Genomic DNA, 15,972 nt, shown 5'->3' with positions numbered 1-15,972 from the left:
CCAAGTTCCAATATGACCTGATGGATAGTTTAACAATTGTCATTAGTGATTAATGATCCGCGGAAAATCTTCCTCATCGCGCAGCGTCAGCACTTCAACACCGGTTTCGGTCACTAATAATGTGTGTTCCCACTGGGCTGAGTTTTTACCATCGGAAGTGGTCACCGTCCAATTATCATCGCGATCTAGCACAGTGGTGTGTCGACCCGCGTTGATCATCGGTTCAATGGTAAAGCACATACCTGGGCGTAAAATGGTGTTGTCACCATTACGGTAGTGCATCACTTGGGGTTCTTCATGGAAACCCGCGCCAATACCGTGGCCACAATAATCTTGCACGATGGAATATTTCTCAAGGCCTGTTTTGCTGGCTTTGATGAATTTTTCAATAGTATTGCCGATTTCACCTAATTTTAATCCCGGACGCACTTTACGGATCGCAAGATAGAGACTTTCTTGGGCGATGCGGCACAGACGTTTATCCTTAGGGCTGACTTCACCGATTAAGAACATTTTAGAGGTATCGCCGTGGTAACCGTCTTTAATGACGGTGATATCGATATTGAGAATATCGCCATCCTTGAGAACGCGATCGCTCGGAATACCGTGGCAAATGACGTTGTTTAACGAAGTACAAATCGACTTAGGAAAACCATGGTAGTTGAGCGGGGCAGAAATCGCGCCTTGCTCTTCGGTATATTTGGCGCAGATATCGTTTAATTCATTAGTGGTGACCCCCGCCTTAACATAAGGGGCGATCATTTCTAATACTTGTGCAGCCAGTTTACCTGCCGCGCGCATTTTCTCGATTTCTTCTGCTGTCTTAATGACTATACTCATTGCGTTTTCTCTTGTGTCTTCGGTGTCTATTGGCGCGATCAACCTAATGCAAAAATTTGTGCTTTAGGGCTATTTATGGTATAAAGCGCGCCGTTATGTTTAAGTCTTGATGAATTACCCAAGCTCAGCTTTATCTGCTTTTGGGCGATAGCAAAACTAAAGATGGCGGCCATTATACATGGCAATTTATCTAAATACTAAATCACACACGTGTCGACACATTCTTCGGGGTGCCCTCAGCTGTTAACTGCGGGGTCGAAGACATGGGATACGTGGAGGTCTAACCCCCTAAATTTTAAGGTAATAGAAATGACTACAGTTTCAATGCGCGATATGCTCCAGGCCGGTGTCCACTTCGGTCACCAAACCCGTTACTGGAACCCAAAAATGAAGCCATTCATTTTCGGTGCTCGCAACGGCGTTCACATCATCAACCTTGAGCATACTGTGCCAATGTTCAATGAAGCACTGGCTTTCATCAGCAACGTTGCTTCAAAGAAAGGTAAAGTATTATTCGTTGGTACTAAACGTGCTGCTGGCGAAGCGATCAAAGAAGCTGCTATTTCTTGTGATCAGTACTATGTTGATCACCGTTGGTTAGGCGGTATGCTGACTAACTGGAAAACCGTTCGTCAGTCAATCAAACGTCTGAAAGAACTGGAAAGCCAATCAGTAGATGGTACTTTCGACAAGCTGACCAAAAAAGAAGCGCTGATGCGTACTCGTGAGCTTGAAAAGCTGGAAAAATCTTTAGGCGGTATTAAGAACATGGGCGGCCTGCCAGACGTATTATTCGTTATCGGCGCTGACCACGAGCATATCGCTATTAAAGAAGCTAACAACCTGGGTATCCCTGTTGTTGCAGTTGTTGATACTAACTCTGCGCCAGATGGTGTTAACTACATCGTTCCTGGTAACGACGACGCGATGCGTGCTATTCGCCTGTACACTACTTCTGTTGCTGCAGCAGCTAACGCTGGCCGTGGTCAAGATTTAGCTGTTCAAGCTGAGCAAGACGGTTTCGTAGAAGCCGAATAATAATAAGGCGGGATGAGTTTCATCACCCTTATTAACCAAGATTTTGATTGGTTAACAGGGGCCATTCGGCCCCTGTTTTATATCTGCAAATTAGTCGATTTTTTAGAGAGGATTTAACAATGGCAATTTCTGCTGCCCAAGTTAAAGAACTGCGCGAGCGTACTGGCGCAGGCATGATGGATTGTAAAAAAGCGTTAGAAGAAACCAACGGCGACATGGAGTTAGCAATTGACAACATGCGTAAGTCTGGTGCTGCTAAAGCTGCTAAGAAAGCAGGTAACATCGCTGCTGACGGTACTATCCTGATCAAAAACGGTGAAGGTTTTGCAGTACTGTTAGAAGTAAACTGCCAAACTGACTTCGTTGCTAAAGATGCAAACTTCTTAGGTTTTGCTAATGCTGTTTTAGACGTTGCTGCAGCGTCTAAAGTGACTTTAGAAGACTTAAAAGCCCAATTCGAAGAAGCCCGTGTTGCGCTAGTTGCTAAAATCGGTGAAAACATCAACGTTCGTCGCGTTGAGTACATCGACGGCACTAAATTAGCTTCTTACCGTCACGGTGAGCGTATCGGTGTAGTGGTAACTGGTGACGCTGATGACGAAACTCTGAAGCACCTCGCAATGCACGTTGCCGCTTCTAAGCCAGAATACGTTAACCCAGAAGACGTTCCAGCTGACGTAGTCGCTCGTGAACAAGCTCTGCAAATCGAAATCTCTATGAATGAAGGCAAACCTGCTGAAATCGCAGAGAAAATGGTTGTTGGTCGTATGAAGAAGTTTACTGGTGAGATTTCTCTGACTGGTCAAGCTTACATCATGGAACCAAAGAAAACTGTTGGCGAATTCTTGAAAGAGAAAGGCGCGAAAGTCACTAACTTCATTCGTTTAGAAGTGGGTGAAGGTATTGAGAAGAAAGAAGAAGATTTCGCAGCTGAAGTTGCTGCTCAAATCGCTGCTTCTAAAAAGGCTTAATCGCCAACGCTAAATACCCCCAAGACCGCAGCAATGGCTGCGGTCTTGTTATGACCAGGATATAAAAATTATGAGCACCAATCCAAAACCTGCATTTAGACGCATTCTTCTAAAATTAAGTGGCGAAGCACTGATGGGCGACGAAGGCTTCGGCATCGATCCTAAAGTGTTAGATCGCATGGCTCAAGAAGTCAAAGAGCTGGTAGAGTTAGGCATTCAGGTGGGTGTGGTCATTGGTGGTGGTAATCTATTTCGCGGTGAAGGCTTAGCAAAAGCGGGCATGAATCGTGTGGTGGGCGATCACATGGGTATGCTGGCAACGGTTATGAACGGCTTGGCCATGCGTGATGCCCTGCACCGTGCCTATGTTAATGCTCGTCTGATGTCGGCTATCCCATTAAAAGGGGTGTGTGACGACTACAATTGGGCTGAGGCGATCAGCTTATTAAAATCAGGCCGTGTGGTGATTTTTGCTGCGGGTACTGGTAATCCATTCTGCACTACCGATTCTGCTGCTTGCTTACGCGGCATTGAAATCGAAGCAGAAGTCGTGCTAAAAGGCACTAAAGTTGACGGCGTTTATTCTGACGACCCGATGAAAAATCCAGAAGCAGTGAAGTACGATGACTTAACGTACACTGAAGTACTGGATAAAGAATTAAAAGTAATGGACTTAGCAGCCTTTACTATGGCGCGTGACCATGACATGCCAATCCTAGTATTCAACATGAATAAACCTGGCGCCCTGCGCCGAGTGGTCATGGGTGAAGAAGAAGGCACAATGATCAAAGCGAAATAAGTTATTCAATGACCAAGAAGGACATTTAACGTGATTGCAGATATTAAAAAAGATGCTCAAGAGCGCATGGGTAAATGCGTTGACGCGACCAAAAACCAAATGGCTAAAGTACGTACTGGTCGTGCACACCCAAGCCTACTGGACTCAATCCAAGTATCTTACTATGGCACTATGACACCACTGAACCAAGTGGCGAACGTGGGTGTTGAAGATGCACGTACTTTGTCAGTAACCGTATTTGACCGTAGTGCAATCCAAGCGGTTGAGAAAGCGATCATGAGCTCTGATTTAGGGTTAAACCCTATGTCAGCGGGTGCAACCTTACGTATCCCATTACCCGCACTGACGGAAGAGCGTCGTAAAGACTTTATCAAAGTAGTACGTGCTGAGGCCGAAGGTGGTCGAGTGGCGATTCGTAACGTACGTCGCGATGCGATTTCTGACGTGAAGAAACTCGAAAAAGCTAAAGAATGCACTGAAGATGATGTTCGCCGCTTCGAAGAGGAAGTACAAAAGTTCACCGATGCTCACATTAAGAAGGTCGATGAGATTTTAGCGGCCAAAGAAATTGAGTTGATGGAAGTCTAATCTCAAGCGCTATAAGCTAGAGTTGCTACGCCGTGTAGGGGTATACTACACGGCGTTTGTCTATTTTAAAGGGTTGTATTAGATGTCATCCACAGTGGAATTTGATCCGCAATCTAGGCCGACTGAGGCGGATGCTTGTGCTCAGACAAGCTTACCGGAGATATTACCCGAACTCGTTAAACAGTCATTACCTAAGCATGTTGCGATTATTATGGATGGTAATGGACGTTGGGCCCAAATCCAGGGCAAGCCACGAGTGATGGGGCATAAGGCTGGGGTTAAAGCGGTGAGACGTGCGGTGAGCGCGGCCAGCCAGTTAGGGATACAATCGCTGACGCTATTTGCGTTTTCTAGCGAAAATTGGCGTAGACCCGATAAAGAAGTCAGCTTATTGATGGAACTGTTTTTTACCGTATTGCAGCGGGAAATTAAGTTACTCGATAAAAACCAGGTCAAATTGAATATCATCGGCGATATCAGTCGCTTTTCTGCGCGTTTACAAAAGCAAATTCGTGCCGCAGAAGCGAAAACTGCGAGCAATACGGGATTGATATTGAATGTGGCGGCCAATTACGGCGGTCGTTGGGACATACTGCAAGCTGCGCAAAAGTTAGCTGAAAAGGTTGAAACTGGCGAAATGACCAGCAGTCAGTTCACCGAAGAAGCCTTGAGTGAACATTTGTGCATGCAAAATCAGAGTGAAGTTGATTTAATGATCCGTACGGGTGGGGATTACCGGATCAGCAATTTTGTACTCTGGCAGGCTGCCTATGCTGAGTTGGTGTTTTTGGACACCCTTTGGCCTGATTTTGATGAACAGGCTTTTCATGAAGCGATTGCCACGTTTGCCAGTCGCCAGCGCCGTTTTGGTTTGACCGGAAGTCAAATTGATGAGATGCGCGCATTGTAAAACGTCATGAGGGATTTTTTTTGCTAAAACAACGTATAATAACAGCAATTTGGTTGATTCCATTAGTTTTGGGAGCAATCTATTTACTCCCCGTTGAGTACTTTGCTTGGGCCTTGATCGCCGTGTTTCTGATCGCCGCTAAGGAGTGGGGCAGGATCATCGATAGTCAATGTGATGTCACCCAATGGAGTTTTACTTGCACGGTCGGTATTTTACTGATCGCGCTTAATTTAATTGTTCCCGCCGACACCATTTGGCTTAGGGGGCAAATTCATCCCATTTATCTTGCCGTGGTTACCATAGGTACTTTGTGGTGGATGGTGTCACTGCTGCTGGTGGTCACTTATCCTAAAAGCGCCAAATTGTGGCAAAAGAGTCCGATGCTAAAGTCCATGTTTGGACAATTGACTTTAGTACCTTGTTTTGTGGCTCTGATTGCCCTTAAATCGATTAGTTCGCAAATATCGCCTTACTATGGGGCATCGCTAGTATTATTGGTGATGTTGATCGTTTGGGCTGCGGATTCTGGGGCGTATTTTGTGGGCAAAGCTGTCGGTAAAACTAAGCTTATGCCCGCAGTTAGCCCAGCTAAAACCTTAGAGGGTTTGCTTGGTGGCCTAGTGACTACACTAATTGTTGTTGCTGGTGTTATGTATATATCCCCTGAGCAGGAGTTAGGCTTAGTGGCTGCGGTGACCATTTTTGTGGCACTGATTTCAGCCCTTGGCGATTTATCAGAGAGTATGTTTAAACGCGCTGCGTGCATTAAAGATTCGGGCACGATTTTGCCTGGACATGGCGGCGTGCTCGACCGCATCGACAGCCTGACAGCAGCCTTGCCGGTGTTTACCCTAATCTACATTGCATTTTGGATGTAACGCTATGCAAAATATGGTGATTTTGGGTGCGACAGGCTCGATTGGTGCCAGTACCTTAAGTGTGATTTCGGCCAACCCTTCAGCCTATCGAGTGTATGCTTTAGTGGCAAATGCGAGTGTCGACAAGATGCTCGCTCTGTGTTTAGCCCATCGCCCGCAGGTCGCCCATATGGTCGACCCTAATGCTGCATTAGCACTCAAGACGCAATTACCCGCGGCGCTTAATATCCAAGTCACAAGTGGCGAGGATGAGCTTATTGCCTTAGTCACCTCCTCAGTGGTTGATACCGTGATGGCTGCGATTGTCGGCGCGGCGGGTTTAGTCCCGACACTGGCTGCGGTGAAGGCGGGTAAGCGGGTATTGCTCGCCAATAAAGAGGCGCTGGTGATGTCCGGCGAACTGTTTATTGAGGCAACGAAACGCTCTGGCGCCACGTTGTTGCCGGTTGACAGTGAACACAATGCGATTTTCCAATGCTTACCCGAAGAAGTGCAGGCTAATTTAGGGCGCTGTGATTTAGCGGCGTCAGGTATTTCCCATATTTTGCTCACCGGTTCTGGTGGTCCATTTTTAAGCGCCGAGCTGTCAAGTCTTGCGGCAATGACGCCAGCACAGGCTTGCAAACATCCAAATTGGTCAATGGGTCCGAAAATCTCGGTCGACTCTGCCACTATGATGAATAAGGGCTTGGAGTTTATCGAAGCGCGCTGGTTGTTCAATACCCAAAAAGATCAACTAAAGGTGGTTATTCATCCGCAAAGTGTTATTCATTCTATGGTGCAATACCGCGATGGCAGTGTGATCGCGCAGATGGGTAACCCGGATATGCGTACGCCAATTGCGCATTGTATGTCCTATCCGCAAAGAATTCGCTCCGGTGTTGAACCTTTGGATTTTTTCAAAGTCGGACAGTTAAGCTTTTGTGAGCCAGACTTTAATCGCTTCCCCTGTTTGGCTTTAGCGATTGCCGCTTGTGCCCAAGGGCAAGAAGCGACTACGGTACTCAATGCGGCCAATGAAATCGCTGTGGAGGCGTTTTTACAAGGCAAGATTGGGTTTACCCATATCGCCAAGGTGAACGAAGCCTGTTTATCGTCGGTGCCTAAACGGGCGATGACCAGCATCGAAGATATCATTGCCCTCGATGCACAAACACGGATATATGCCCGTGAATTACTAGCGAAATTTGCTTAGGCCTCTTGTTGACGAGGCTTGAGTGGATTTACTGATGACGTAAGGAGTGGAATGTTAGATTTTTTGTGGAACTTAGGTTCTTTTATCGTAGCACTTGGGCTGTTAATTACTGCCCACGAATACGGCCATTTCTATGTTGCGCGCCGCTGTGGTGTGAAAGTTGAGCGTTTTTCTATTGGTTTTGGTAAGGCGATTTGGCGCAAAGTCGGTCAAGATGGTACTGAATATGTTATTGCCATGATCCCGCTGGGTGGCTATGTCAAAATGCTCGATGAGCGTGTTGAAGATGTCCCCGATAACTTAAAAGATCAGGCCTTTAACCGTAAAAGCGTGTGGCAACGCATAGCCATTGTGGCGGCTGGCCCCATTGCGAACTTTATTTTTGCGATTATCGCACTGTATTTTACGTATTTAATTGGTGTGCCATCGCTAAAGCCAGTCATTACCTCAACGACACCTGGCACTGCGGCGGCACAAATCCAAGTCACTGAGCCGATGCAAGTGACGGCGATTTCAGGTCAGTCGGTACGGAATTGGGAAGAAGTCAATTTGGCGCTTGTTGGCCATATTGGTGATGATAGTTTAACACTATCCCTTGCGCCCCTTAACGGTTTACAGGGACTTAATACCGATACTCGTACTTACACTTTAGACACCCGTCAATGGCGTTTCGACCCTGAGAAAGAGTCACCGATCACGGCACTGGGCTTGGGCGTGTATCGCCCTGCTATTGAGCCACAAATTGCGCTCATCAGTGAAGGCAGTGCAGCGGCTAAGAGTGATCTGAAGGTCGGTGATACCTTAGTGGCTATCAATGGCCAGCAATATACCGATTGGCAAGCTTTTGTTGACATTATTCAGCATTCTGCCAATGTGCCTGTGGAGTTAACCGTGCGCCGTAATGGCGAGCAATTTGCCATCTCTGTGACACCAGCAAGTGTTAAAAATAGCGATGGTAAAGATGTCGGCGTGCTTGGGGTGAGCCCAGCTCAGGCACAATGGCCTGACAATATGCGATTACAGCTGGAATATGGGCCAATCGAATCTTTTGCTATCGCAGCCGATAAAACATGGCAACTTGTTGTCGTGAGCTTTAAGATGATTGGTAAATTATTTACTGGCGATGTGTCAGTGAAAAACTTAAGTGGACCTATCTCAATCGCACAGGGTGCGGGCAATAGTGCAAACTACGGCTTGGTTTACTTTCTCGGTTTCCTCGCGCTTATCAGTGTCAATTTAGGCATCATTAACTTGCTGCCATTGCCTGTGCTCGATGGGGGACACCTGCTGTATTACTTCGTTGAAGTAATAACTGGTAAGCCTGTATCTGAAAAAGTACAGGAAATAGGATTCAGATTTGGGGCAGCATTACTGCTGATGTTGATGAGCATTGCGCTCTTCAATGATTTTGCCCGACTCTGAGCAAGGACAGACTAATAATTAGAAGTGCTCTATGAGATTGAATAAACTTTTTGCCTCGATGTTATTCGTCGGTGCGTCGTTTTCAGGGACTGTGTTGGCGGATACTTTCCAACCCTTTGAAGTGACCGACATCCAAGTTGAAGGTTTGCAGCGAGTCGCACTGGGTGCTGCCTTGTTAAGCTTACCAGTGAAAGTGGGCGACACTGTAGATCAGTTAAAAATTCAGCAAGCCATTAAAAGCCTGTATGCCTCAACTAACTTTGAGAATATCTCAGTCAGTCATGATGGCGGCGTGTTGATTGTCAAAGTCACCGAAAGACCAACCATCAGTGCTGTGACGTTTGAAGGCAACAAAGACATTAAAGATGAGCAGTTACAGGAAAGTCTGGACGGCTCAGGCGTTAAAGTCGGCGAATCTTTAGACCGCACAATGCTGACTGGCATCGAGAAGGGATTACAAGACTTCTACTACGGCGTGGGCAAATACGGCGCCAAAGTCGAGGCGCAGGTGATTAACTTGCCTCGTAACCGTGTCGAACTTAAGTTCAAATTTACTGAAGGTTTAGCGGCCGAAATCCGCCAAATTAACGTGGTCGGTAATCATGAGTTCACTGATGCTGAGCTTATCGGCATGTTAGAACTGAAAGATTATGTGGCTTGGTGGGATCTGTTTGGTGAGCGTCGCTATCAGAAGCAAAAGCTTCAAGCCGACCTTGAGACGATTAAAACCTATTACCACAACAAGGGTTATATTCGCTTTGAAGTTACCTCGACTCAAGTGGCGATGACCCCAGACCGTAAAGGCTTGTACATCACTATCAACGTCAATGAAGGTGAGAAGTACAAGGTAAAAGGCGTTAACCTCACGGGCGATCTGATGGGTCGTGAAGAGTTGATGAAATCGATTCTGCCTATCAAGGCGGGCGATATGTACAACGGCGGTGATGTGACCTTCACCGAAGAGATGTACAGCAAATACTTAGGCCGTTTCGGTTACGCTTACCCTGAAGTGAAAACCTACCCTGAAATTGATGATAAGACCAAGGAAGTGACCTTAAACATCAATATCAAACCTGGTAAGCGAGTGTATGTTCGCTCCATCAACTTTACCGGTAATACTGTCACTAAAGATGAAGTGATGCGTCGCGAACTGCGTCAGATGGAAGGTGCTTGGTTAAACTCAGCGCAGGTTGAGCAATCTAAAGCCCGTTTAAACCGTTTAGGCTTCTTCGAGACCGTCGATACCGAGACCATTCAAGTGCCTGGTACTGACGATTTAGTCGATGTAGCGGTTAAGGTGAAAGAGCAGCCTTCTGGCTCATTTAACGCCGGTGTCGGTTATGGTACTGAATCAGGTCTAAGCCTACAGTTTGGTGTGCAGCAAAATAACTTCCTCGGCACGGGTAACCAAGCGGGTGTGAGTTTAAGTACCAACAAGTACTCTAAAAACGTCAACTTATCTTACACCGATCCATATTGGACTAAAGATGGTGTGAGCTTAGGCGGTAGTGTTTACTGGAACGAGTTCGATGCAAACGAAGCCAACCTTGAACGCTATAAAAACAGCTCCTATGGGGTAGCGCTAAACTCTGGTTTCCCGATTAACGAATACAACCGTATCAACGGCGGTATTGGTTATCGTCATAACACGATTTCAGAAATCTCTGCCTATGAACAGGCGCTGCGTTTCTACAATATTTACCGTGAAGATGATCCAAATGCAGACTTAAGTTTTGATAACTTTGAGCTGAGTTTAGGTTGGTATCGCAGTACCTTAAACCGAGGAACCTTCCCAACAGACGGTTCATCACAGCGTTTAAGCGGTAAGATGACTGTACCTGGATCAGATCTGCAGTACTTCAAGACTGACTTCGATACCAACTACTATTTCCCTCTCAACCGCAGTCAAAGTTTTGTGGTCTTGGCACGTGGTCGTTTAGGCTATGGTAATGGTTATGGTCAATTTAACGATAATGACCAGATCCTACCATTCTGGGAAAACTATTACTCAGGCGGTAGCACTTCACTGCGTGGCTTTAAGTCTAACTCCGTTGGTCCGCGTTCCTTCTATCTTTTCCGTGGAAGTGAACCCTGTGCGCCGGATCCATCGGGCGATGGTTGTAGTTTACCGGGCGATCCAAACAGTATTCAGGTAAGCTCTGGCCGTTCAATCGGTGGTAACGCTATCGCAACTGCGAGTTTAGAGTTTATTGTACCGACGCCATTCTTGGATGAGGCTTATACCAACTCTGTACGTACCAGCTTCTTCCTCGATGCCGGTAACGTGTGGGATACCGAGTTTGACTTTGCGAAATATCAAACCTTACCCGCTGAAGAGTTTGATAAGTTACAAGACTACAGTGACCCTGCGCGTATAAGAGCATCTTGGGGGGTAAGCTTACAGTGGTTATCACCAATGGGCCCTATGGTATTCAGCTTGGCATGGCCGATTAAAGAGTACGAAGGCGATCAAACAGAGATCTTCTCGTTCAATATTGGCAAAACTTTTTAAAAGGCATACACTCGGCAAGTTTTGCTGAATATAACAAAGGTAACAAGGAGTCTATTTTGAACAAGATGGTAAACCGTGCCCTGGTGACGTTAGCTTTATTAGGTGCACCTTTAGCTGCGCAGGCGGAAAATATTGCTGTAGTTGATATGGGCGCTGTGTTTGAGCAGTTACCTCAACGTGAGCAAATCATGCAGTCTCTGAAGTCAGAGTTTGGTGATCGCATGTCTGAAGTTCAGAAAATGCAAGAAGAAATGCGCTCTCTAATGGAGAAGCAGCAACGTGATGGCGCGTTAATGAATGACACGCAAAAAACTGAGCTGGTTCGTAAAATGGAAGCGCTAAAATCTGAATATCAGTTGAAAGGTAAGGCGTTGGATGAGGACTTACGTCGTCGCCAAGGCGAAGAGCAAAACAAACTGTTAGTTAAGGTTCAAAAAGCCATTAACACTATCGCTGAAAAAGAAAAATACGATTTAGTTTTACAGCGTGGTGCAGTCATTTATGTTAAGCCAAATGCTGACATCAGTGGCAAAGTGGTTGAAGCCTTAAGCAAAGGCAAGTAATTGATGAAAAGTGTGACTTTAAAAGAGCTAAGCCTGATATTAGATGGCGTTGTCCAAGGCGATGAAACCTTAGTGATCAACAGTGTTGCAACGCTTGAACATGCCACAGCGGGACAAATCTCTTTTTTAGCCAACAGCAAATACCGTGCTCAGCTTGAGTCAACTCAAGCGAGCGCGGTGTTATTGTCGGCTAAAGATGCGCAGGACTATCCTGGCACTGCGTTAGTTGTAAAAGATCCCTATGTGGGGTTTGCTCGTGTGGCGCAGTTGTTAGATACCACGCCCAAGGCAGCGATGGGTATTCATCCCTCAGCGCAAATTGACCCTTCTGCCCAGTTAGGTGAAGGCGTGGCAATTGGTGCTAATGTGGTGATTGGTGCCAATGTTATCCTCGGTGAAAATGTACAAATTGGTGCGGGTACTGTGATTGGACAAGACTCCATCATAGGCTCAAATAGCCGTTTATGGGCCAATGTCACCCTGTATCACAATGTCCATTTAGGCCAAGACTGTATTATTCATTCCGGTGCCGTTATTGGCTCTGATGGATTTGGTTACGCTAATGAGCGCGGACAGTGGGTTAAGATCCCTCAAACTGGCGGTGTGCGCATTGGTGATCGCGTCGAAATCGGTGCTAATTCAACGATTGACCGCGGTGCATTAGGCCATACAGAAATCCACAATGGTGTGATTATCGACAACCAAGTGCAGGTCGCCCATAACGATATTATTGGTGAAAATACAGCTATCGCAGGCAGTACCACGATTGCGGGCAGTGTCACTATTGGTAAGTACTGTATTATTGGTGGAAATTGTGCCATTGCTGGCCATTTATCCATTGCCGATGGTGTGCATATTTCTGGCGCGACCAACATTACTGGTAATATGCGTGAGCCTGGTTTGTATTCATCAGCCACGGTTGCTATGGATAACAAAACGTGGCGTAAAAACACAGTTCGCTTCCGTCAATTGGATGAACTGTTCCAGCGCGTGAAGACGTTGGAAAAAAATTTAAATACACCAGAGTAATTGCCCTAAGGCAATTTTGAGGAACTAGGTTCGTGTCTAATCAAATGAACACTATGGATATTTCGGAGATCCTTAAGTATCTGCCCCATAGATATCCATTCCTATTAATCGATCGCGTACTGGATTTCACCCCCGGTGAGAGTCTCCATGCGATTAAAAACGTGACGATTAATGAGCCCTTCTTTCAGGGGCATTTCCCGATCCAGCCTGTGATGCCCGGCGTGCTGATTTTAGAAGCCATGGCGCAGGCCACTGGTCTGCTTGCTTTTAAGACCATGAGTGACGATGTGCCACCACCTGGTGTGTTGTATTATTTTGCGGGTATCGATAATGCACGTTTTAGACGTGTAGTCGAACCCGGTGATCAAATCCATTTTGAAGTCAAAATGATTAAAGAGCGCCGCGGGATTGGCGTTTTCTATGGTGAGGCCAAAGTGGATGGTGAAGTGGTTTGTTCCGCTGAAATCATGTGTGCCCGCAGAGAGATTAATCAGTGATAGATACATTAGCGTTTGTGCATCCCGATGCAAAAATTGGTAAAAATGTCACCATAGGTCCATGGAGTTATGTGGGCGCGGGTGTCGAGATTGGCGACGATTGTTGGTTAAGCTCCCACGTGGTGGTGAAGGGGCCAACGGTGATAGGTAAAGGCAACCGTATTTTTCAATTCGCCTCTGTGGGTGAAGAATGCCAAGATAAAAAATACGCAGGTGAGCCTACACGCCTTATCATTGGCGATAACAATGTTATCCGTGAGCATGTCACTATTCACCGTGGAACGGTTCAAGACAATAGCGAAACCCGTATTGGTTCAAACAACCTGTTTATGAACTACGTGCACATTGCCCACGACTGCGTGGTCGGCAATAACGTAATTATGGCCAATAATGCGTCTATCGCAGGCCATGTGCATGTCGGTGACTGGGCGATTCTCGGTGGCATGACTGGCGTTCACCAGTTTGTGCATATTGGTGCTCACGCCTTTACTGCGGGATGTTCGTTATTATTACAAGATGTGCCACCCTTTGTAATGGCTGCGGGACAACCAGCTATCCCTCGCGGCTTAAACAGCGAAGGTATGAAGCGCCGAGGTTTCTCTAAGGAAACTCAATTAGCGGTGCGCCGCGCTTATAAAACCTTATATCGTAGCAGCCTGACGGTTGAAGAAGCGGTTGAGGCACTTGCCGAAGATGCACAAAATGACGCGCAAGTTAAGTTGCTCGTTGAGTTTGTCAAATCTTCGGGTCGCGGCATTATTCGTTAGCGGCATGATGCGTTAAGAGTTTCGACTCTAGACTATGCCATTCATAGGCACTGCTTGTGACATTCTGCGTTAGAAAATGCCATGGCAGAGGTTATCGCTGCGGTGCCATTCACTTGTCAGATATGATTGGTTTATGAGCAAAAAATCTCAATTAGTGTTTGCAATGGTCGCCGGAGAACTCTCCGGCGATATTTTAGGTGCGGGTTTGATGGCCGCGCTGCAAAAAGCACATCCCAATGCCCGTTTTGTTGGTATTGGTGGACCTCGTATGGAAGCCTTAGGCTTCGAATCCCTGTTTGCGATGGAAGAATTAGCCGTGATGGGGATAGTTGAAGTGCTATCGCGCCTGCCACGCCTGCTCCATGTCCGAGCTTCGTTAATTAAGTCCATCACCGAGCTTAAGCCTGATTGCTTTATCGGTATTGATGCGCCGGACTTCAATATCGGTCTCGAGCTTAAATTAAAGGCTCAGGGGATTAAAACCGTTCACTATGTGAGTCCTTCGGTGTGGGCATGGCGGCCTAAGCGGATCTTTAAAATCGCCAAGGCCACTAATATGGTACTGTCATTATTGCCCTTCGAGAAAGCCTTCTACGATAAGCATCAAGTGCCTTGTACCTTTGTCGGTCATACCTTAGCCGACGACATTCCGCTTGAGAGTGATAAAGCAAGTGCGCGTCAATTGCTGGAGTTAGATCCTGAGGCTGAATATCTCGCGATTTTACCTGGTTCGCGCGGCGGTGAGCTAAAGCAATTGGCTGAGCCCTTTGTGAAGGCGGCGCTACTTATCAAGCAGCAATTTCCCGATATTCGCTTTGTGACGCCTTTAGTGAATCAAAAGCGCCGTGAGCAGTTTGAACAAGCGTTAAAAGATTATGCGCCGGATTTAGAAATTCACATGGTGGAAGGCAAGTCACGCGAAGTGATGGCCGCTGCCGATGGTATTTTACTCGCCTCGGGTACAGCGACGTTAGAGGCCATGCTGATTAAACGCCCAATGGTGGTGGCGTACCGCGTGAGTCCACTGACCTATCGTATTGCCAAGAGCATGATGCAGGTGAATCGTTTCTCGCTGCCAAATTTATTAGCGGGGCGAGATGTGGTACCAGAGCTCATTCAGCATGATTGCACGCCAGAGAAAATAGCTGCCGCGGTTGGCGTTGAACTTAACCGCGACTTTGCACCAATTAAAGCCGAGTTTGAACGTTTGCATCAACTGCTGCGTTGTAATGCCAGCCAAAAGGCGGCCGAGGCGGTTTTGGCTCTGGTTGATGTTAAGGATGTGAACTAATGGCGGTATTTAAGACGCTGACCGACACCGAGATCGCTGCTTTTGCATCGGTGTTAGTGGCTGGTGTCGATGAGGTTGGTCGCGGTCCCCTCGTTGGCGATGTCGTCACCGCTGCGGTGATCCTCGATCCTAATCGACCTATTTGGGGCTTAAATGACTCTAAAAAGCTCAGCGAGAAGCGCCGCGAGGCATTATTCGATGAGATTTGTGAAAAAGCCTTAAGCTTTCATGTGGGGCGGGCAAGTCCTGCGGAAATTGATGAGCTGAATATCCTGCATGCCACTATGCTTGCCATGCAGCGCGCGGTGGCAGGGCTTGCACGTGCGCCCGAGTTAGTTTTAGTCGATGGTAATCGCAGTCCGGCGTTTACTCACCAAGGGCTGTCTTTGGCGAGCCATAGCATAGTCAAGGGTGATGGCCTGATTGCCAGCATCAGTGCAGCCTCGATTATTGCCAAAGTGACCCGCGATCGGGAGATGGATGCCCTCGATGCCGCTTATCCACAGTATGGATTTGCTAAGCATAAGGGCTATCCAACTAAGGCGCATTTTGACGCCATCGCCGAGCATGGTGTGTTCGATCAATATCGTAAAAGTTTCAAACCCGTCAAGGCATTACTGGAGCGTTAACACCGATTGGGTGTTTTCACTTCAGCTTGAGAGCAAAGTCACT

Annotated in this window: 16 protein-coding genes; 15 read left to right on the top strand and 1 reads right to left on the bottom strand. The window is 46.9% G+C overall.

Translation table 11 applies throughout. The features are described 5' to 3' along the window. Window positions 1–42: 42 nt before the first annotated feature. Window positions 43–840: a type I methionyl aminopeptidase gene (map, locus tag CEQ32_RS08060; RefSeq protein ID WP_037416730.1), complete on the bottom strand. Its 798-nt coding sequence runs from the start codon at window positions 838–840 to the stop codon at window positions 43–45. Window positions 841–1,149: 309 nt separating this feature from the next. Between map and rpsB the strand changes: the two genes are divergently transcribed. The 15 genes from rpsB (at window position 1,150) to rnhB (ending at window position 15,929) form a co-directional block, all read left to right on the top strand. Then, the gene (rpsB, locus tag CEQ32_RS08055) at window positions 1,150–1,878 is read left to right on the top strand and encodes a 30S ribosomal protein S2 (RefSeq protein WP_011071784.1); all 729 of its coding nucleotides are present in this window, start codon (window positions 1,150–1,152) and stop codon (window positions 1,876–1,878) included. A 119-nt stretch (window positions 1,879–1,997) separates the two neighbouring features. Beyond that, window positions 1,998–2,849 carry a translation elongation factor Ts gene (gene tsf / locus CEQ32_RS08050; RefSeq protein ID WP_037429566.1) on the top strand — a complete coding sequence of 284 codons (852 nt, stop codon included), beginning with the start codon at window positions 1,998–2,000 and terminating at the stop codon, window positions 2,847–2,849. A gap of 70 nt (window positions 2,850–2,919) precedes the next feature. Next, entirely contained in the window at window positions 2,920–3,648 is a 729-nt protein-coding gene (pyrH, locus tag CEQ32_RS08045) for a UMP kinase (RefSeq protein WP_037416734.1), read from the top strand. Between the two features lie 30 nt (window positions 3,649–3,678). Next, window positions 3,679–4,236 (top strand): ribosome recycling factor, encoded by a 558-nt coding sequence (gene frr, locus CEQ32_RS08040; RefSeq protein WP_037416738.1) that lies wholly within the window; start codon window positions 3,679–3,681, stop codon window positions 4,234–4,236. Between the two features lie 82 nt (window positions 4,237–4,318). After that, window positions 4,319–5,146 (top strand): polyprenyl diphosphate synthase, encoded by an 828-nt coding sequence (gene uppS, locus CEQ32_RS08035; protein WP_037416741.1) that lies wholly within the window; start codon window positions 4,319–4,321, stop codon window positions 5,144–5,146. A 20-nt stretch (window positions 5,147–5,166) separates the two neighbouring features. Then, window positions 5,167–6,024 (top strand): phosphatidate cytidylyltransferase, encoded by an 858-nt coding sequence (locus CEQ32_RS08030; protein WP_088585825.1) that lies wholly within the window; start codon window positions 5,167–5,169, stop codon window positions 6,022–6,024. Between the two features lie 4 nt (window positions 6,025–6,028). Further along, complete coding sequence (gene ispC / locus CEQ32_RS08025; protein ID WP_088585824.1) at window positions 6,029–7,219, top strand: 1-deoxy-D-xylulose-5-phosphate reductoisomerase; 1,191 nt, start codon at window positions 6,029–6,031, stop codon at window positions 7,217–7,219. Window positions 7,220–7,270: 51 nt separating this feature from the next. Further along, window positions 7,271–8,641 carry a sigma E protease regulator RseP gene (gene rseP, locus CEQ32_RS08020; protein ID WP_088585823.1) on the top strand — a complete coding sequence of 457 codons (1,371 nt, stop codon included), beginning with the start codon at window positions 7,271–7,273 and terminating at the stop codon, window positions 8,639–8,641. A gap of 31 nt (window positions 8,642–8,672) precedes the next feature. Then, window positions 8,673–11,153, top strand: coding sequence for an outer membrane protein assembly factor BamA (gene bamA, locus CEQ32_RS08015; protein WP_037416752.1), 2,481 nt, complete (start codon window positions 8,673–8,675; stop codon window positions 11,151–11,153). 65 nt (window positions 11,154–11,218) lie between these two features. Further along, window positions 11,219–11,716 (top strand): OmpH family outer membrane protein, encoded by a 498-nt coding sequence (locus tag CEQ32_RS08010; RefSeq protein WP_037416754.1) that lies wholly within the window; start codon window positions 11,219–11,221, stop codon window positions 11,714–11,716. Between the two features lie 3 nt (window positions 11,717–11,719). Further along, window positions 11,720–12,745: a UDP-3-O-(3-hydroxymyristoyl)glucosamine N-acyltransferase gene (lpxD, locus tag CEQ32_RS08005; protein ID WP_047534654.1), complete on the top strand. Its 1,026-nt coding sequence runs from the start codon at window positions 11,720–11,722 to the stop codon at window positions 12,743–12,745. 32 nt (window positions 12,746–12,777) lie between these two features. Beyond that, window positions 12,778–13,242, top strand: coding sequence for a 3-hydroxyacyl-ACP dehydratase FabZ (fabZ, locus tag CEQ32_RS08000; protein ID WP_037416758.1), 465 nt, complete (start codon window positions 12,778–12,780; stop codon window positions 13,240–13,242). Then, window positions 13,239–14,009, top strand: coding sequence for an acyl-ACP--UDP-N-acetylglucosamine O-acyltransferase (gene lpxA, locus CEQ32_RS07995; protein ID WP_037416761.1), 771 nt, complete (start codon window positions 13,239–13,241; stop codon window positions 14,007–14,009). The genes fabZ and lpxA overlap by 4 nt, the downstream gene beginning before the upstream one ends. A 133-nt stretch (window positions 14,010–14,142) precedes the next feature. Continuing rightward, complete coding sequence (gene lpxB, locus CEQ32_RS07990; protein ID WP_088585822.1) at window positions 14,143–15,300, top strand: lipid-A-disaccharide synthase; 1,158 nt, start codon at window positions 14,143–14,145, stop codon at window positions 15,298–15,300. Next, the gene (gene rnhB, locus CEQ32_RS07985; protein ID WP_088585821.1) at window positions 15,300–15,929 is read left to right on the top strand and encodes a ribonuclease HII; all 630 of its coding nucleotides are present in this window, start codon (window positions 15,300–15,302) and stop codon (window positions 15,927–15,929) included. Before lpxB ends, rnhB begins: the two co-directional genes overlap by 1 nt. The last annotated feature ends 43 nt before the right edge of the window (window positions 15,930–15,972 follow it).

Origin of the sequence: Shewanella sp. FDAARGOS_354 (assembly GCF_002209245.2) — a bacterium.
In the GTDB taxonomy this organism is placed as follows: domain Bacteria; phylum Pseudomonadota; class Gammaproteobacteria; order Enterobacterales; family Shewanellaceae; genus Shewanella; species Shewanella xiamenensis.
The sequence above is the reverse complement of the archived record's forward strand: the minus strand, read 5'-3'. Positions and strand labels throughout refer to the sequence as shown.